This is a genomic window from Patescibacteria group bacterium, assembly GCA_022560785.1.
Lineage (GTDB): Bacteria > Patescibacteriota > Minisyncoccia > Phycocordibacterales > JADFSL01 > JADFSL01.
Genome location: JADFSL010000009.1, coordinates 1 through 18,656, shown reverse-complemented (window position 1 = coordinate 18,656; position 18,656 = coordinate 1). Strand labels below are relative to the sequence as shown.

22 protein-coding genes and 1 tRNA gene are annotated in these 18,656 nt (G+C 39.3%); 1 reads left to right on the top strand and 22 read right to left on the bottom strand.

Annotated features, from left to right (window positions below; genetic code table 11):
- Positions 1–190: 190 nt before the first annotated feature.
- From IIB50_01475 to IIB50_01415, 13 genes are all read right to left on the bottom strand, one after another.
- Entirely contained in the window at positions 191–2,614 is a 2,424-nt protein-coding gene (locus IIB50_01475; protein ID MCH7529765.1) for a C40 family peptidase, read from the bottom strand.
- Between the two features lie 233 nt (positions 2,615–2,847).
- Positions 2,848–3,576 (bottom strand): phenylalanine--tRNA ligase subunit alpha, encoded by a 729-nt coding sequence (gene pheS / locus IIB50_01470; protein ID MCH7529764.1) that lies wholly within the window; start codon positions 3,574–3,576, stop codon positions 2,848–2,850.
- A gap of 117 nt (positions 3,577–3,693) precedes the next feature.
- Positions 3,694–3,769 (bottom strand) — tRNA-Thr (locus IIB50_01465).
- A gap of 266 nt (positions 3,770–4,035) precedes the next feature.
- Positions 4,036–4,431 carry a hypothetical protein gene (locus IIB50_01460; GenBank protein ID MCH7529763.1) on the bottom strand — a complete coding sequence of 132 codons (396 nt, stop codon included), beginning with the start codon at positions 4,429–4,431 and terminating at the stop codon, positions 4,036–4,038.
- Positions 4,428–5,015, bottom strand: coding sequence for an elongation factor Ts (tsf, locus tag IIB50_01455; GenBank protein MCH7529762.1), 588 nt, complete (start codon positions 5,013–5,015; stop codon positions 4,428–4,430). The genes IIB50_01460 and tsf overlap by 4 nt, the downstream gene beginning before the upstream one ends.
- A 172-nt stretch (positions 5,016–5,187) precedes the next feature.
- Positions 5,188–5,925, bottom strand: a complete 738-nt coding sequence (gene rpsB, locus IIB50_01450) for a 30S ribosomal protein S2 (protein ID MCH7529761.1) — start codon at positions 5,923–5,925, stop codon at positions 5,188–5,190.
- A 49-nt stretch (positions 5,926–5,974) separates the two neighbouring features.
- Positions 5,975–6,922, bottom strand: coding sequence for a PCRF domain-containing protein (locus IIB50_01445; GenBank protein ID MCH7529760.1), 948 nt, complete (start codon positions 6,920–6,922; stop codon positions 5,975–5,977).
- A gap of 60 nt (positions 6,923–6,982) precedes the next feature.
- A complete protein-coding gene (rpmE, locus tag IIB50_01440; protein ID MCH7529759.1) occupies positions 6,983–7,243 on the bottom strand; it encodes a 50S ribosomal protein L31 in 261 nt (86 codons plus the stop codon).
- A gap of 42 nt (positions 7,244–7,285) precedes the next feature.
- Positions 7,286–8,662 carry a hypothetical protein gene (locus IIB50_01435; protein ID MCH7529758.1) on the bottom strand — a complete coding sequence of 459 codons (1,377 nt, stop codon included), beginning with the start codon at positions 8,660–8,662 and terminating at the stop codon, positions 7,286–7,288.
- A gap of 123 nt (positions 8,663–8,785) precedes the next feature.
- Positions 8,786–9,391: a 50S ribosomal protein L25 gene (locus tag IIB50_01430; GenBank protein MCH7529757.1), complete on the bottom strand. Its 606-nt coding sequence runs from the start codon at positions 9,389–9,391 to the stop codon at positions 8,786–8,788.
- Positions 9,392–9,476: 85 nt separating this feature from the next.
- A complete protein-coding gene (locus IIB50_01425) occupies positions 9,477–10,445 on the bottom strand; it encodes a D-glycerate dehydrogenase (GenBank protein MCH7529756.1) in 969 nt (322 codons plus the stop codon).
- Positions 10,446–10,462: 17 nt separating this feature from the next.
- Positions 10,463–11,329 (bottom strand): class II fructose-bisphosphate aldolase, encoded by an 867-nt coding sequence (locus tag IIB50_01420; GenBank protein ID MCH7529755.1) that lies wholly within the window; start codon positions 11,327–11,329, stop codon positions 10,463–10,465.
- On the bottom strand, positions 11,326–11,604 hold the full coding sequence (locus tag IIB50_01415) for a GIY-YIG nuclease family protein (protein ID MCH7529754.1): 279 nt from the start codon (positions 11,602–11,604) through the stop codon (positions 11,326–11,328). The genes IIB50_01420 and IIB50_01415 overlap by 4 nt, the downstream gene beginning before the upstream one ends.
- Positions 11,605–11,657: 53 nt before the next feature.
- Between IIB50_01415 and IIB50_01410 the strand changes: the two genes are divergently transcribed.
- The gene (locus tag IIB50_01410; protein MCH7529753.1) at positions 11,658–12,650 is read left to right on the top strand and encodes a carbohydrate kinase family protein; all 993 of its coding nucleotides are present in this window, start codon (positions 11,658–11,660) and stop codon (positions 12,648–12,650) included.
- 38 nt (positions 12,651–12,688) lie between these two features.
- Here the strand turns inward: IIB50_01410 and IIB50_01405 are convergent, their stop codons facing one another.
- The 9 genes from IIB50_01405 to IIB50_01365 all read right to left on the bottom strand — a co-directional run.
- Positions 12,689–13,189 (bottom strand): L,D-transpeptidase family protein, encoded by a 501-nt coding sequence (locus tag IIB50_01405; protein ID MCH7529752.1) that lies wholly within the window; start codon positions 13,187–13,189, stop codon positions 12,689–12,691.
- A 37-nt stretch (positions 13,190–13,226) separates the two neighbouring features.
- Positions 13,227–13,451, bottom strand: coding sequence for a DUF1653 domain-containing protein (locus IIB50_01400; GenBank protein ID MCH7529751.1), 225 nt, complete (start codon positions 13,449–13,451; stop codon positions 13,227–13,229).
- 18 nt (positions 13,452–13,469) lie between these two features.
- Positions 13,470–13,916, bottom strand: a complete 447-nt coding sequence (locus IIB50_01395; protein ID MCH7529750.1) for a hypothetical protein — start codon at positions 13,914–13,916, stop codon at positions 13,470–13,472.
- Positions 13,917–13,925: 9 nt separating this feature from the next.
- The gene (locus tag IIB50_01390) at positions 13,926–14,909 is read right to left on the bottom strand and encodes a transketolase family protein (GenBank protein MCH7529749.1); all 984 of its coding nucleotides are present in this window, start codon (positions 14,907–14,909) and stop codon (positions 13,926–13,928) included.
- A gap of 4 nt (positions 14,910–14,913) precedes the next feature.
- Positions 14,914–15,774: a transketolase gene (locus IIB50_01385; protein ID MCH7529748.1), complete on the bottom strand. Its 861-nt coding sequence runs from the start codon at positions 15,772–15,774 to the stop codon at positions 14,914–14,916.
- 139 nt (positions 15,775–15,913) lie between these two features.
- Positions 15,914–16,621, bottom strand: a complete 708-nt coding sequence (locus IIB50_01380; GenBank protein MCH7529747.1) for a hypothetical protein — start codon at positions 16,619–16,621, stop codon at positions 15,914–15,916.
- A gap of 15 nt (positions 16,622–16,636) precedes the next feature.
- Complete coding sequence (locus tag IIB50_01375; GenBank protein MCH7529746.1) at positions 16,637–17,089, bottom strand: RpiB/LacA/LacB family sugar-phosphate isomerase; 453 nt, start codon at positions 17,087–17,089, stop codon at positions 16,637–16,639.
- Position 17,090: 1 nt separating this feature from the next.
- A complete protein-coding gene (gene gap, locus IIB50_01370) occupies positions 17,091–18,119 on the bottom strand; it encodes a type I glyceraldehyde-3-phosphate dehydrogenase (GenBank protein ID MCH7529745.1) in 1,029 nt (342 codons plus the stop codon).
- Between the two features lie 201 nt (positions 18,120–18,320).
- Positions 18,321–18,656, bottom strand: a 336-nt coding sequence (locus IIB50_01365) for a hypothetical protein (GenBank protein ID MCH7529744.1), incomplete at its 5' end; no start/stop codon positions are given.

Genomic DNA, 18,656 nt, shown 5'->3' with positions numbered 1-18,656 from the left:
AATGATGTCCAGATATGGTTTTTTTTGTTGCTTTTTCAGCCATTTCCCTGTTTTTTTAGGCAAAAATTAAATAAAGCAGACCTGCTTTAAGTGCCTCTAATTATAGCAAAAAACCCTTTTAAATCAAGGGTTTTTTAACAATTTCAGGTCATTATATAAGTCTATTTTGGGTCCATTTTTTAACCTTATTTTACCTTACTTTCCAGTCAGCATTTTTATTGAGAACCACAGTTATAGACTCCATTATTTTGTTTACTTCATCGTCTGAGAGTGTCTTTTCATGTGACTGGAATACGAGTCGAAAAGCATATGAGATTTGTTCACCTTTCCCTCCTGTCGATGATGCAGGTTTAAATGTATCAAACAGTTTTAAATTAAAAAGATTATCTCCGGATTCTTTTTTTATAATGTTAAGGATTTCAATTTCTTTTACATTTTTTGGAACAAGCACTGCTATATCACGAAGCACAAATGGATACTGTGATATTGGTTTGTAAATAATCTTTTCATCTTTTTTCTCAAACTTCTCATATTCTTTAAGATCAGGTAGACGAGCGATTAGTGCATCAAAATCAATTTCTACAATATTATTTTTTATGGTACTTTCAATTTTTATGTTTAGCTCTTGTGATAACAAGTCAATCATTTCATTTAATTCTTCTGTCTCACTGCCGGAGTGTTTCTTTGTGTTTTGTATCCCTATTGCAAAGGATGTGTATTCTTTTCCTTTTTCAAAAACATTTCCTGTTTCAAATATTTTAATCTTGTCTAATCCAAGCACATCGATATATCGTATGTTAAATAGAAGACTGTCGTATATGCTATCGTGAAGATTTTCTCTTAAAAACGGTTTGTCAGACGCGAACGCATTCAATAATTCTACTGTCCCGTTGTCCCGAAATGTTCTTGTATATATTTCAGAGAACCCATTCTTAATCAACATATTTCTCACTTTTTCAGTATAGTAGAGTTTCTTGTTAACCGTAGGGCTAACTTTGATTTTCTCTGGAGCTTTAGACTTTATATTTTCATACCCGTATATTCTGCCGATCTCCTCAATAAGGTCTTCTCTTATACGCAAATCCATTCGCTCAAAAGGTACTGTCACAACAAACCGCTCGTCATTTGTTGCCATTCGGCGGTAACCTACAATATTGGTAAAACCGTTACTTTTGTTAACCTTTTCAATCACGACACCGCTACCGCTTGAGGCGTGAATGACCATACCATCACCAATATAAATCCCATTATGAGATACTCCTTCTGGAACATTTGTTCCAGGTAAAAATTCAAATGATTGCTTCTTGGGACCTGAATGTTCAACCTTTGTTCCATCTGAGAGCATTGTAAAAACATATTTTTTAGGTGTGTTGCCATTGTTTCGTGAAAATATAACATCTCCTGGTTTCAATTCGTCTTCTTTTATTTCAAATCCATACAAAAATTGGTCCACTGCTACCCTAGGTAATGCTACTCCCGCTTGAGCAAATAAAAAGCCAACGAATGACGAGCAATCAAATGAGGCGGGAGCATCATGGCTAATACTAGCTCCATACTTATACGGAACTTCGATGAGTGTCGGGGCGAGTTTTAGTATTGTGTCTATCGGTTTTACTTTTGTATATTCAAAATGGAAACGTTCCAATATATCCTCAACTTCTTTTTCTTTTATAGATGACCCTAACAGCATGTTTATTTCGGAAAGTGAGACACCTATTTTATATGGACTCCTCCGAGATGGCCAATAATCAACATATCCCTCAATATCCCCCCCAGCTATCTTTTGTATGAGTAATAGAGATTCCTGAAGTCCTATTAAAGTGAGTTCTTGCGAAAGTTCATTTTCAAAACGGATGGAAGCATCAGTGCGTAGTTTAAATTTCTGAGAAGTCAGGCGGATGCTGACTGGGTTGAAATTTGCAGACTCAATAATGATGTTTTGCGTGTGTTCATCAATCTCCGCTTGTTTCCCTCCCTTCACTCCAGCTATTCCAATTGGTTTTCCCGAATTATCGTCTGTAATGAGGAGTGTGTCTGTTCCTACTGTATATTCTACCTCATCCAGTGTAATAATTTTTTCGTTTGCCTCACCTACTCTGACTGCAATACCATATTTCCCTCCCTTCCTCTCTAATTTGTCCATGTCAAATGCGTGCAATGGTTGCCCAGTCTCAAACATCACATAATTTGTGGCATCAACTATGTTGTTGATTGATTTTTGTCCTATTGTTTCAAGCCGCTGTTTGAGCCATTGGGGAGTAGGACCAACCTTCACACCCCTCACTACAGCCGCACTAAAGCGCCTGCACAATTTAGAATCCGTGACGGCAATACTGAGAACACGAGACTGTGGTAAATCTTTTTCCGACACTCTCAGCGGATCACGCTTTAGTGGTTTTTTTGTTATGACTGATATTTCTTTTGCAACCCCTCTATGCGATAAGCAGTCGTGAGCACGATTGGGAAGTATATCAATTTCAATAACTAAATCCTTGCCAATATTTTCATTTTTTTCAACCTCAAATGAACTACGGTTTAGCAATTCTGCAAGAGCTTTTGGTTTAGGTAGAGCAGAATCAAAATAACTTTGTAACCATTCGTAACTTACTTTCATGCCAATTTTATTTATGAGCAAAGCGAATAATCATAAAATTGAGCACCCTGTTAAATAACATTTGATTTTTCTCAATTCTATCATGTTGTTTATTTATTCTGTGAAATTTACGTATCATGTTTGTTTGTGTATTTTTTCAAATGTTAATTTTTTCTTTGAAAAAAATCATTTAACAGGGTAATGTTTCACTCCTATATTTTATATCGTATACTCATAAAATATAGGTGGAGCCATTAAAATTGGTTAACGAATCTTAAATCTCCCGAATAAAAAAGTCGCACATCATCTATCCCATATTTGAGCATAGCAATTCTTTCAATCCCTGCTCCAAATGCAAATCCTTGCCACTTCCGCGAGTTTATTCCAGCGTTTTCTAGAACTTTTGGATGAACCATACCAGCGCCTAATATTTCTATCCAGCCGGTTTTTTTACACAGAGGACACCCCCTTCCATCACACTTAAAGCATGTCATATCAACTTCCAATCCAGGTTCGACAAATGGAAAGAACCCGGGACGAAAACGGACATTTGTATTTTTATGCATCAATTCACCTAAAAATTTTTCAAGCACCGATTTGAGTGTTGCGAGTGTCACATCGGTACCTATCATAAGTCCCTCTACCTGATTAAATTGCGCCTCATGTGTTGCATCTGTGGCTTCGTTTCTGAAAACTCTCCCCGGCACAATAATTCTAAATGGAGGTTTGTGCTCTTTCATATAACGTATCTGTACAGATGATGTGTGAGTACGCAGCACTGTCTTTTCTTTACCCTTTATCCAGAAAGTATCTTGCATATCCCGAGATGGGTGATCTGGAGGTATGTTGAGTGCATCAAAATTATTGTATTCAGATTCTATTTCTGGACCTTCCACAAATTCAAACCCCATATTGTTAAAGATGGAATGTATCTCCCGCACGAGAGACGTTATAGGATGCAAATGTCCAATGCTTGAATTCATACAATATTTAACTCATCATATCTCAAAATAGGGTAGTTTTAAAGAGATTCGAATTAAGAATAATAAATATAACATTGACCACCTGTCAGATTTAAATTACCCAGTAGAAAAAATGTCTGGAGCCAGCGGTCGGGCTTGAACCGACGACCTACGGTTTACAAAACCGTTGCTCTACCAACTGAGCTACGCTGGCCTTTATACACAACAATATATAACAAATATTTACTTAACACTAGAATGATCACGAATAGAATTTTTCTAACGAGGCGAGTGCAACCGTTGTGCGGACCCTGTCCGTCTCTGGTGGAAACTGAGTCCCGACGAGCTCTGCTGTCGGGACCTCGACCTTGCGTCGGGGCTAAGGTGGCACGCGTATACTATACCACATCTGTGAATCTCTAAAATTCTATTTAAAAAAACCCAACTTCTCCAGAGGGGTTGTGGTTACAGCAGTATATTCTACATTTTGTCACCGAGGTTGCGACCTCTGTGATCTGACACATCTCTAAGATACTGTGATGCTACTCTATCGTCTTTTACTACACCCTTACCTTTTATCATATTGATAAACTTCAAGAGTTTTCCTTCAACAGCTTGAATTAATTTAAGTACTATTGCGCTTGTGTGATATGCGATGTGGTGCGTTATCTGTCGTGATACATGAGAGCCTGCTCCGGGAATAGTTCGCATAAGAGAGCGGGTCTTTTCTGCCATTTTAAGAGTAAATATATCAGTCTTTGCACGGGCAACTGAGAGATATATCTTGCGTGACTGCAATTCCCATCGCTTGAGCATAAACAAAAGCACAATCCCCGCAAGGGAAGCTATGAAAACAATTATAGGAATGGTTATCATACTCGTAATGAAAACCGCGTAAATGCGGTAACTTCAATTTTTTCACCAAATCGCTGTACCGCAGTTTCAATTAGATCATTGATTGTTTGTTCAGAATTTTTTATAAATTTTTGCTCAAGTAAAATCCTGTCACTGAAGTACATATCAAGTTTACCTGATATGATTTTTTCTTTCAAATCTTTCTGTTGTTGTGCCGCTTCCTTTTCAAATACCTCCCGTGCTGCCTGCATTACATCTTTGGATATCTCATTACTATTTGTAAATTCCGGATTTGTAGCTGCAACATGCATTGCAATATCATAGGCGAGTGTGATGAACTCTTTATTTTTCGCGACAAAATCCGTCTCACACGAAAGCTCTACCATAGCCCCTACATCTCCTGTCCCATGTATATATGCCTGAATTACACCAGCTTTCAATTCTCTTCCCGATTTTTTCCCCGCAACAGTACTTCCGTGCTTACGCAAAATTATTATAGCTTTATTAAGATCGCCATTTGATTCTTCAAGTGCTTTTTTACACTGCATTATTGATATACCAGTTTCATTTCTTAATTTTCTTACCTCTTCCGTTGTGATTTTCATAATACTTTAAACCCTACTTGCTTGCCCCTTAGTTAGCGCAAAGCGCTATACTACTTGGGGTTCGGTTGTAATTTCCATTTGCTAATTTTATTTAATAGCTTTATGAATATATTTTTCGATACAGGAAATTCTTTTCAGAATAGTTGGGTTTGAAACTGGGTTATGAAAAAAATTATTCTTTCTTCAATTTTTTACCCTCCTTATACGCCTCGACTATCTCATGTATAAAAAACAAAATACTGGTCCTAGAAGCATCGTTTGCAACAATAGGAAAATCGATTCCTTTTACATTACAATCAGAATTAAGTAAACCTATAATCGGTATTGTTTTTGCCTGTGCTTCAGCAACGGCAATGTGCTCCTTTTTTGTATCAATGACAAACAATGCTTTTGGCAATTCTTTCATGGAAAGAAGACCGAAAAAATTCAATTCCAAGTCTGTTATTTCCCTGTCCAACATGAGTTGTTCCTTTTTTGTATATTTTGTCTCAAACTCACCTTTTTCTCGCTTCAATGTTAGGTCTTCAAGTCGCTCTATCCGTTTTTTGATCTCAGAAAAGTTCGTGATGGTGCCACCTATCCATCTGCCGGCAACATACGGCATTTCTACTGATATAGCACCTTCTTTAAGCGCACTTTTGGCTTCATTCTTTCCTCCCACAAACAAAATGGTTTCGTTCTCACTGCCAAGTTTTTTGGCATATTCTTTTGCATTTTCCAAAAGAATACTGGTTTTTTCCAAATCAAAAATTTCCACCTTATTTTTTGCGCCAAAAATAAATTGACTCATCGATGGGTGGCGTCTCCTTTTTGAGTATCCGAAATGAGCACCTGCAGAAAACATTTTCTCTATGGGTGTTTTACCTTTTGTCTCTGTTTTTTCGATTTTTTCCTTTTCAATGCTTTCCATACTTGGTGAGTGTATCAAATAACCAAAATGCTTGCAATATTGCCCAATATTATTGTAGAGCCTCTTGAAGTGCCAAAACTATCTCTTCAATACCACCACTGAAGATGCCCTCCACATTATGCCACGACTGCTTTATTCGATGATCCGTTACCCTGTCCTGTAAAATATTGTATGTGCGAATTTTCTCGGATCGGTCTCCTGTTCCAATTTGCTCCTTTCGTTCTTTTGATAAGGATTGGTGTTCTTCTTCGCGCTTTCGCTCCTCAAGTTTTGCGGTGAGTATACTCATTGCTTTTTCACGATTCTTTTGTTGACTTCGCTCAGATGTGCACCTAACATCAATACCCGTCGGTTTGTGTATGACGCGCACGGCTGTTTCAACTTTATTTACATTCTGACCTCCAGCGCCTCCAGAGCGAGAAAATTCTATTGATATATCAGCCGGGTCTATTTCAACCACGCTGTGTACTCGTATAGGTAGCACTGCAACTGAAGCTGTAGAAGTATGAATCCTGCCTGACTTTTCTGTTCCTGGAACACGTTGAATACGGTGTACCCCAGTTTCGTGTCTCAATTTTTTGTATGTATCTGTTCCTTTAATTTCAAACGAGGCTTCTTTATAACCACCTACAGAGCTTTCTGATTCATGCAATGTTATAAACGACCAGTTATTTTTTTCTGCAAACCTGCCGTACATGTCCGCAAGTTTACGGGCAAACAAAGCGGCCTCCTCTCCGCCGGCTCCTGCACGAACCTCCAACACGACTTCGTTGGGGAACTGTTGTTCCTTCTCGTCGTCGGCAACTATGTTCTCCATTTGTTTTAAAATGGATTCTTTTTGAGACTGTATTGTTTCAAGCTCTTCTCGAGCAAGAGCTTGAACATCCGCGTCTGTACTCATTTCAATCAGTTCTTTCTGATGCTTTTCCAGACGCTTATACTCTCCGGCAAGATAACTTGTTTTATGATTTTTTTTATACTCTTCTATGTCTGTCATATCTATACTAAAAACACACACCTAGAAATAAGCATGCGCAATTAAAGACTTTTGGGGAAGTTATTTCTCCTTAGAGCCTGCCTTGGAGATTGGTTTGGTTTTTTTAACTACTTTTTTTTCCGCTTTAGCGAGACGAGTTTTAAATTTTTCTACACGCCCAGCAGTATCAATTATCTTTTCTGAACCAGTATAAAATGGGTGGCAGGCACTACAAACCTCAACATCAATCTTTTCTTGAGTTGAGCCAATTTCAAATGTATTTCCACAGGCACATTTAACTTTCACCTTCGTGTAATATGTTGGATGTATATTTGCCTTCATTGCACGAAAACTATACCACAATAGGGCGCACTTGCAACTACACTACGACGATGCTAAAACATTAATTAGTCCTTGATAGTACTCCGCTAATTCCATTACTTCGTCACCATAAAATGAGTATGCTGTCTTTTCAGCATTTCTCCAGCCAGCGAAATACCGCAATGCTGCCAATCGTTCTGAGTAATACGTGCCACGATCTGCACCGTTGTCCATAAGTAAAATCGATGAGGCGATAAATGCTGTTCTCGGGTCCCATGGATTCGGCGGGTTTTGATTACTTGCTTCTCCAATGCGCTCCTCATATAAAATCCAGGTTGATGGAATAAACTGTGCAGGACCCATTGCTCCACCGTAACCATATGATGGTGGGCAAGAGATTACTTGTGTATATGGGTTAATCCCAAGCCTGCGTGTTATATCCAGAAAAGGATCCACGTCACGGCTTGGCTTCATTGTGCCATAAAAGATTCTGCCAGTATTAACACCCTTACCGTCACCTTTTTTAGGTTGATTAGTCAATAAACACTGTCCGACATTTTCTCCTAAATTTGATTCTTGCGCCACAACTCCTAAAATGAATGCCGGTCGCACTCCAGTCTTAGATGATGCAAAATTCGCATACGCAAGTGCCTTTTCAAATGGTATGGCTGTTGAGCCACGCAATGTAAATAGCTCACTTCTTATTTCTGCGGCACTCCTTTCTTTCGAAGCAATTATATTTTGATACACAGCTTCAACTCCTTTTGTAATTTTGAGTATCTCTTGTTTTTGATTCTCCCGTACTTCTATTTTCTTCTTTTGAAGCTCTTGGATCCCACGCAGTTCTAATTCTTCCGATTGTTTATCTTCAAGAATGCCCCTTTGTGTATTGGTATTATCTTTGGTAACCTCTATTTCAATAAATGAATGGCTCAGAGCCCGTTTTATTGAGTCAAAACTGTCTAAGTCTTCAAAAAAATCGGAAAGATTCTGATTTCCCAGTATGACTTCCGCTAATGTCATATTATCTATCTCATTTGTCCGCCGCAACAGCTGTGCTAGAGACTCTTTTTCTTTTTCCAGTTTAGTATTAAGATCTCCTATTATTTTTTCCTTGCCTGTTATATCCTCTGAAAGTTTTCTTATTGCAATATTTCTAACTCTAATATTCAAACGCGCTTTTTCAATTTTGCCATCAAGAATTGAAATGTCTCGCTCAAGTGACGTGCTTTCTTTCTGTTTACCTTCAAGTAAGTTCTGCTGAACAGCAATTTCTGCATCAAGTGATGAAAGTTCATTTTCAAGCTGTGCTCTGCGTACTGTAACATCATCCTCAGTCACCTGTGCGATGGCAGGATGCACATACAAAGCAAACAGCATCGTGAACATCATGGTATATGCAAACAACATCCGTGGGGACTGTCGTTCTATTTTACTCATACTATGTAGTATAACAGATATGAGTTATGAGATGCATGCTAGACGTTACGCTTTTTTGTCGCTCGTTTTATCGTTAGTGTTCTCACTTTCTGCGTCCGTAACAGTTTCTTCTTCTCCACCTTTTCATTTTTGTTCAGACTCAATTCCAGAGAGATCGGGAGTCTCTGCTTCCTCCTCAATTTCTTCAATAACTTCTGTGACCAGTGCTACCGCATCATCGGGATTTAGAAGAGAAATAACTCCTTCCGGAAGTTTAATATCTTTTACAAAAATTCTGCTTTCAAAATCAGACAGGGAAGAAACGTCAACTATGATGTTGTGCGGTAAATCTTTTGGAAGTACTTCAATTTCAAGCTCATGTATTACCTTAACGAGGGTGCCCCCAAGATCTTTTACTGCCAGTGGAGTGCCATCAAATTCAATAGGAACTTTAACAGTAACTTTTTTACCTTTTTCAATAATATAAAAATCTGCATGACGGACACTGCCTGATACTGGATCTGTGTCTACATCGTGAATCAACGCCTCTTTATTGTCACCGACACCTGAAAGCTCTATAACCGATGACTCCCCAGCTTCCTTCCATACCTTTTCAAAATCTTTCTTGGATAATGTTATTGAAGTTGTTGGCTCTTTGCCACTATAAAAAACTGCGGGGATTTTCCCCTCCTCTCTCAATTTTTTCGGCTTTTGTGTTGCTTCCCGTTTTTCAACTTCAAGTTTTAACATACCGAACCATTATATCCATACAACGCCAAAAATCAATCCCACAGTACGAAAACGGAAAGTGCGCCCTACCCTCCTTGCTTAAATCTTATGAAACGATATTCGGTGGAGTCTTACCAGAAAGATATTCAATAATATTTTGTGCGGCAATCTCCGACATTTTACCACGTGTTTCTTCCGTCGCCGACGCTGTGTGTGGTGTGATAACCACATTCTCAAGTTCAGAAAGTCCAGGCGCAAGTTTTGGTTCTTCTTCAAACACATCGAGAGCCGCTCCACGTATTGTTTTATTCTTAAGCGCTTCTACTAATGCACTCTCGTCCACAACAGGACCACGTGATGAATTTATCAGATACGCAGTCGGTTTCATCATTTTCAACCGCTCTGCATTGATTAAATGTTTTGTTGAATCCAAAAGGGGAACATGCACAGTCACAAAATCTGCCTTCTTGAGTACTCCCTCGACACTTTCTTCAAATGTCGCTCCGTACTCTTTTTCAAATTCTTCATTTCTTTTTACATCGTAGTAGCAGACCTTCATATCAAAGCCCCTTACTGCATGATGCGTCACCCGCTGTCCTATTTGTCCAGCACCAAGAATTCCCAATGTTTTACCTTTTAGGTCTGTACCCAAGAGAAGCATTGGCGCCCACCCATCGTATAATCCTTTCCTGGTAAATCTGTCACCCTCGGCAACGCGCAGTGCAATTGCAAGTAGTAGTGCAAAGGTGTGTTCGGCTACCGTTTCTGTCAACACCCCAGGAGTGTTTGTGACAGTAATACCACGCTCCTTTGCTTCTTCAACATCTATATTGTTGTAGCCGACTGCATAATTTGCAAAAATTTTTGAGGAGGGGACTGCGTCGTACACTGCAACATTTATGGTATCTGTTAAAAGACAAAGTACAGCATCATACTCTGTTTTTTTCAGTTCAGAAATAAGTTCCTCTGTGGTTAATACTCCGTCTTTTTCACTTACCGTAACCTCATGCCCCTCTTCTTTTAGTAGTTTAATTCCTGACTCTGGTATTGCTCGTGTTATGTAGATTTTTTTCATAATTCTTGATTCCTGATTCATAAATTATTAAATAATTTCAATCTACTTTCTACTACTTTCTCAATTTCTAGCATACCTCTTTTCATAAAGCGGTACGGGGCAATTTCATCAGGATTCTCTTGAAGCGATAAGGTGATCCCCTTTTTGTACGCAATGCGAATCTCGGTGTTGATGTGCACAATCGCAATCCCCGCTTCAATTGCATCTTTAAAATCTGCATCTGATATCCCTGAACCACCGTGCAAAACTACAGGAACACCACCTGCCTCTCTCAATTCTGATATTCTTTTTATACTTATATTCGGATTCTTCCCACTTCTCAACATTCCGTGGAGATTCCCCACTGCAGGCGCTATCAAATCAACACCTGTTTCTTTCACAAACTGCTTTAACTCTTCTGGTTTTGTCAGGTTCTCTTCTGTTATTTCGGCACCCTCCGGTATTGCATCAAGTATTTTCGATGACGTGCCAATATAGCCGATTTCACCTTCAACTAAAATATCCGGATTAACACTTTTTGCATATTCTACACACTGTTTTGTTATTTTTATATTTTCATCAAAAGAAAGCTTTGTTCCATCAAAAATCACTGCATTATAACCTGCGTCTATTGCAACTTTCACTTTTTCAAATGAGTAGGTGTGGTCGGCGTTGAGATAAATTGGGTAGTCATATTCTTCACGCAAACTTTTTACCAAAGCAACGGCTTGTTTTACACCAACAAAGTCTCTTTCTCCTTCTGAAGTGCCGATAATGATTGGGAGATTCAAACTTTTCGCCGCGCGGAAAATACCCCGCAACCCTTCGGTGTCTGAAATGTTGAAATGACCGATGGCCACCTTGTTTTTTTCAGCTTCTGATATTACGTCTTTTAGGGACTTCATCCCGTTAGAGATAGGAAACGCTTTAACCTATTTTTTATGTAGCGCTTACCCATACCAGATTTAAGATATAATTCTCTCGACCTTGCGTCATCTTCTTCAAGACACATTTCATAATATATAACTTGAAATGGTCCTCTATTTTGGGTTGATGTTGTTCTATTGTCACTGTGTGTTTTAAAGCGTTTCCGTAAATCATTAGCAGTATACCATTTACCATCTTTTTTACTTAAGAGTATGTAAGTATACCAACTTTTGTTATCTCTAACGGGATTCATTGCTCTATAATTATACCACAAGAGATGTTGAGCTATGATATAATGTGTGAGCCATGGAACAACCTGATTTTGTTGCTGTCGGAGATATCACTACCGATGCATTTATAAAGATTAAAAATGCCACTGTTGACTGCGATGTAGATAGAAATAACTGTCGTCTCTGCATCAGTTTTGGAGACAAAGTGCCATACGAGTCAGTAACAATAGTGCGTGCTGTTGGCAATAGTCCGAACGCTTCCGTATCAGTAAAACGTCTTGGTCTTAATTCAGGACTTGTCACTGACATCGGTGACGACCAAAACGGAAAAGAGTGTCTGGAGGTTTTGAACAAGGAAGCGGTAAATACACAATACGTAATAGAACATAAAGGTGAAGTGACAAACTACCACTATGTATTGTGGTACGAGGAGGAACGTACCATTTTGGTAAAACACACAGAATACAACTATCAATTTCCCGACATATCCCCGCCGAAATGGATTTATTTGAGTTCTCTTGCAGAAAATTCTCTTCCGTACCACGATCAGATTGTTGAATACCTAAAAAAGAATCCAGAAACAAAGCTTGCATTCCAACCCGGCACATTTCAAATCAAACTCGGTTACGAAAAACTCAAAGACCTTTACGAGCATTCCGAACTTTTCTTTTGCAATAAAAACGAGGCGCAGAGAATCCTCAATTCAAAAGAGACCGATATAATAAAACTGCTCAACGGAATGCGTGAACTGGGACCCAAAATAATAATAATCACGGATGGGCCAGCGGGTGCATACACATTTGATGCTGAGGAAGTCTGGCACATGCCGATGTACCCCGACCCAAAACCACCGATTGACCGCACTGGTGCTGGAGATTCATTTTCATCTACTTTTATCGCTGCTCTCATTTTAGGTAAATCAATTCCTGAGGCACTCTCGTGGGGACCAATCAACTCAATGTCAGTCGTACAGTACGTTGGAGCACAAGAAGGTCTTGTTACCCGCGAACAACTTGAAAAATACCTCGCGGATGCACCTGAAAACTATAAACCGGAGAAAATAGGTTAAATTACGTTTAATACTACAAATCAGAATTGTGGAGATTTCTACTTATTTACACAAACATGTGTTTCTTTATTCGCTTTTTTGAGAATTTCTATAAGATCTTTTAGAGAGAGTGCAATACACCCTGCGGTTGGAGAATAATTGTCTCGTGCTATATGCATAAAAATTGCGCTTCCTTTTCCTGACTTCGGTGGATCGTCGTTGTATCCCAAAATAACTATTATGTCGTAGAGATCGTCATCCCTCCAGAGTTTTTCATGCCCAGCTTTGTATGGAAGTCTTACCAACTTATTGTAATTTGGATCTTCTGGGTCATCGCACCAACCGTCAGTTTCGTGTAGTGCATTAATGGGTAGCATTGTGTCAGGTTTTTGAATTTTGTCACTACGGTAAAATATTTCACGAATCGGCATGCAACCAACTGGAGTCGCTTCGTCTCCTTCTTTTTTATATTCAGTTACACCGTTTTTTCCGAGCGCGACTTTATACTTTTTTCCAAGAAATTCTATACTTCCCGATGAAGAAACGTTTATATGTGCCATATTAAAACTATACCACAACTACTAATGCAATGGACTTTTATTCCACCAACCGAAATCTCGGGTGTGTGGTCTCGTCAGGACTCAGCGCCTCACCTAAAAATTCCGCTTTGGAACGAACCCAGATTTTTGAAACATTGTTTTCGTATAGTGCTTCATACACCACAAGTTCTTCGAGTGTGGAGCTGTCCTTTGCAAACGCAATGAGTTTATAGCACTTGCCAGTCTTTATATGTTTGTATTCCCCTCCTACTTTAAGCAACATTTCAGCTAACTATCATTATTACAAAAGAGAGAGAAAAATAGCAGTTGTTGCGACCGCATAGATTGCTTTGTGCACAAACTCGGTAATAAGTGTCTCGCTTCCCCACGTCCATGGCGGACCGACAATGCCAAGAAATGGCACAACGATAAGCCCTTGAATCCACACCACTAAAAAGTAAACAACCCCAATAGCACTGAAACTCTTAAAACCAATGAGGTAAAGTATGGCAATTACAAGTCCAAACGCAGTTCCGTATGCAAAGTGTGCCGTATACGATGCAATTCCCTTTTCTAATTTGCTTAACTTATTAAAATTGAATTTGAGTATTTTAAATACTGCAATTGCCGGCGTGTGGCTAATAGACCTTCCGCTCATCCGCATTTCAATCTCCTGACCAACAGTCATCACTATTGTTCCGAGCAAAGCAGCGAGAAATCCTTTAAATATCAAAATCAGAATTACCATGTCTTCCTTCTACTTTTTTTTAACAGCTTTTTTAATTGCTTCTTTTATAGAGTTCACTCCCATACCATAGTGTTCAATCAGCTCCTCTGGTTTCCCAGATTGCCCAAACTGATTGCGTACACCAATGTATTCTATGGATGTTGGATGGACACTCGCGAGATATTCAGACACTGCACCACCAAGTCCTCCCGTGATTTGATGCTCTTCGACTGTTACTACTGCCCCACATTTTTTCGCTGCGTTAAGTATTGTCTCACCGTCAAGTGGCTTAATAGTATGAGAGTTGATTACCATAACATCAAGACCTTCTTCTTTTAACTGCTCCGCGGCTACAAGTGCATTATATACCAGCGGCCCACATGCGATTACTGCAACATCGCTGCCGTCACGAAAAGTAGTAGCTTTTCCAATCTCAAACGGTGATTCTTCTGTGGTAAACACTGGAGTTTTTTCGCGCGCGAAACGCACGTAACATGGACCGGAAACATCAAGTAGCGCAACAGTCGCTTTTTGTGCCTCAATGACATCACACGGTGCCACAATTGTCATGTTGGGAATGGGACGCATAATTGCAATATCTTCAATCGCTTGGTGTGTCGCACCATCAGGGCCTACAGAAACACCTGCGTGACTGCCTATAATTTTAACATTTGCCTCATTGAGACAAATGATTGTCCGTATCATCTCCCACGCACGACCAGGGCAAAACATGGCGTACGCGGTAATGTATGGGATTTTTCCCGAGAGAGACATGCCCGCTGCAAGAGCCGCTAAAAGCTGTTCATGAATACCCATTTGAATAAAGCGTTTTGGAAATTTCTCTTTAAAATCTGCATTGCGTGTTGATTCGGTAAGGTCGGCACATAACACAACCACATTTTCATTTTTTGTTCCGCATTCAACAACACCCTTTCCATATCCATCCCGTGTAGGCATTTCTTCAATATCATCGGCAAAAAGATTTGCAACCAGTTTTGTTTCCTTTGATTCCATATATTTATGCATGTTCTGCTTTAAGTTGCTTTTCAATATCCTGCAACTCTTTGAGTGCCTGCTGCGCCTCTCCTTCTTTAAACACCTTACTGTGCCATTTATAATTATTTTCCATATATGAAACACCTTTTCCTGGGACAGTATGTGCGATTATGCAAATTGGCATTTGGTGAATACCCTGCGCTTCATTAAATCCCCGCACGACATCCGACATATCGTTTCCGTTAATTTCAATTACATACCAGTTAAATGCTTCATATTTGGCACGAAGTGGTTCAAGCGGCATAATATCCTCGGTGGTGCCATCAATTTGTATATTGTTACGATCCACTACGCAAATTAGGTTATCAAGCTTGTGTTTTCCGGCAAAAAGCATCGCCTCGTAATGGAGTCCCGCCTCATGCTCGCCATCTGATGTCAGCGCATACACACGCCATTTCTTAGCATCCATCTTGCCGACAAGCGCCATACCAACCGCTTGTGCGAGTCCGGAACCCAATGGGCCCGATGTTGTTTCAGTACCAGGAAGTTTATTACGCTCTGGATGTCCTTGTAGTCGTGTACCAAATTGTCGCAGTGTTTTGAGTTCATCGACTGGAAAGTAATCAGCTTCTGCCATTGCGGCATATCGGATTGGGCATATATGACCGTTTGAAAGAATGAGTCGGTCACGCTCCTCCCACTCCGGCTTTTTAGGATCATGGTTGAGAATATGAAAATAGAGAGCGGCAAAGATGTCTGCCATACCTAAGGGGCCTCCTTGATGTCCCGAACCAGCACCAGCAACCATTTCAATAACGTGTTGTCGCAACTTGTTTGCAATAAGCTCAAGTTCCTTTATTTTTTCATCATGTATATGCTCCATGTTCCCTCTCTAAATTTTTAGCTATTAAAAATCAATATTTTCGGTCTATTTATGAATAATTTATTTTGTCTTTTAAGTTTATGTTCTTCACTTTTCGTTTAGCTTCGCTAAACTTAGCTAAAAACTTAGGAGGGTAAATCTAAATCTTTAATGTCTTAAACTGTTCTATCGTTTCTTCTATATCATCACTCTGCAGAATTGCTGAGCCAGATACAAGTCTGTTTGCTCCCGCTTTTATAAGAGATGGGGCGGTCTCTAGCGTAACGCCACCATCAACACTTATTATAATCTCAGGATGCGCTCTGTGCAAATCTACAATTTTCTGAATTACCCTCTCGTCAAATGGTTGTCCTTGATATCCAATTTTTTCAATACCCATAAACTGCACAAAATCAATATCAGTAATATATGGAGACAGTGCATTATTTGATGTTGTGGTATTGATTGCCAAACCTATTTCAACTGCGCTAATATCAGAGTCCTCTGACTCAGTAACTTTTGCAATAACATCACGTAAAATATTTTTTATGTTGGCAGCTGATTCGATGTGTACAATAATCCGTCGTGCACCAATATCAATCCAGTCATCAATTACTTCCTCCGGTTTATCCACCATGAGGTCAACTTCAAAATCAATATCGGCTATAAAGGGAAATTTCTTTTCACCTGAGATAATATCTTTAAACTCTATAATAGTTCCAACCTCGTATGGAAAGTTTTTAGATGGCACAAATTTTCCGTCCATCACATCTATTTGTATGAGCGGCACCAATTTTACCAGTCGTGACAATACACTCTCAAGATCATTTAGATTTTTTGGCATGACTGCGGGAATAATTTCAATCATACGTAGTCTAAAAAATTATTTTGAAAAATGTTCTAGCTTTGAGATTCTTCTAGTATGCCTTTCATCTCCAGAAAATGAGGTTTTGAGCCATATTTTGACAGCATCTTTTGCCTCTTCTACTCCTAAAAACCGTGCCCCGAGAGAGAGTATATTTGCATCATTATGTTCCCTGCTTAGCATTATCACATTCTCTCTCATGCCGTAATACACTGCGGCTCTAACATTTGAAAATCTGTTTGCAACCATTGCTTCACCTTGTCCCGAACCGCCTAAAATAATTCCTTTAATCTTATCCGGATTTTCCGATACCTGCCTTGCCACCAATGACACAAAATCAGGATAGTCATCTTCTTTGTTATATTGATGCGCTCCGAGGTCTTCCACTTCAAAACCAAGATCCTGCACAAAAGAAACAAGGCTTTCTTTTAATTTGAAACCTGCGTGGTCAGTTGCAAAAAGTATCTTCATACTAACTAATGTAACTACCGCTTTTTATTACATGTTCAACAAGTGCGTAGGTATACCCCATCTCATTATCGTACCATGAGAGAACCTTTACCAAGTTTCCTCCAACTACTCGTGTGAATCCTAAGTCAGCTATTGATGCATACATGCTTCCTATGATGTCAGATGACACGAGTGGTTCCTCGGTTGTGGAAAAAACTTTTTTCCACCTTGTTTCCTCCGCCGCTTTTTTGAGAATAGTATTAACTTCTTCCACATTCGTTTCTCTCTTTGCAATAAAAGTAATATCAACCAACGAACCGATAACAACAGGAACCCTCACTGCCATCCCATCAAATCGTCCTTCAAGTTCGGGGATTGCTTTTGTCGTGGCTATTGCAGCCCCCGTAGTGGAAGGAATTATATTGGTAGCCGCAGCTCTCCCATTTCTTAGATTTTTATTGTTGGGTGAATCCACCAGACTCTGCGATGCTGTGTAGCCATGCACTGTGTTTAAAATTGCCTTTTCAATCCCAATACTTTCATTAAGAATAGCGATAAGAGGGCTGCCAGCGTTGGTAGTACACGACGCATTTGAACTTATATCACAGTTTTGAAGTTTATCTTCATTAATACCTATCAGAACAGTGGCTCCAGAAATACCATCAGGTGGATCATCTTTTACAGGAGCGGAAATTACCACTCGCTTCGCACCGGCATCAAGATGCACTTTTGATTCTGCGTAGCTTGAAAACACTCCAGTTGATTCAAGTACTATATCAATATTTAAATCGTTCCATGGCAATTTTGATGGATCTTTTTCATTTAAAAAAATTGTTTCTTTTCCACCAACAACCAAAGTCCCTTTCTTTGTTGAAATATCCAAATCACTTTTTCCATACACACTGTCGTATTTTAATAGATACGCAATGTTTCCCAAATTTCCTAAATCATTTATAGCCACTATTTCTATTTCCTCTCGTTTGCCAGCGACTTTAAAGAAAGTTCGTCCAATACGACCAAAACCATTTATTGCTACACGAATTTTTTTCATAAATGTGCGTTAAAGTTACGGTAAAGAGTATGCAAAATACAGTATACCACTAAATCTTAGTAAAACTGTTAATTAATACTGGCAATACTGATAATAACTGACAATACTAGTAAGTTTAAATTAATGGACATCGGATGTCCTTCATTGCATATTAAAGAACCGTCTGCAGCAAAAGTGCAGTTCGTTTAGTACAAATGAGTATTATCTTTTTAAGAAGAGAATGCGTAGTACTTCTACAACACGCTCAATGGCATCGAGAGTGTTTGTGAGATTATGAACCACCTGTTTATAAACTTCTCCGCCACCGCCAGAGCCGCCACCACCAGAAGAATGAGAGACTTTGACCTGAATAGCGTCAAGTTGAATGGTGTTGCTTGATGGTTGCCCTATGAGACGAAGTCTGAAATTGGCGTCTGAGAATTCAGATGGTGTCCATGATCTTCCCCATGTATCGGACACCGAGCCAAGTGTATAGACTATGTCTGATGTACCAAGTGTGCCCGTACTCTTGACTGGTGTGGTGCTTGAAGTGCCACC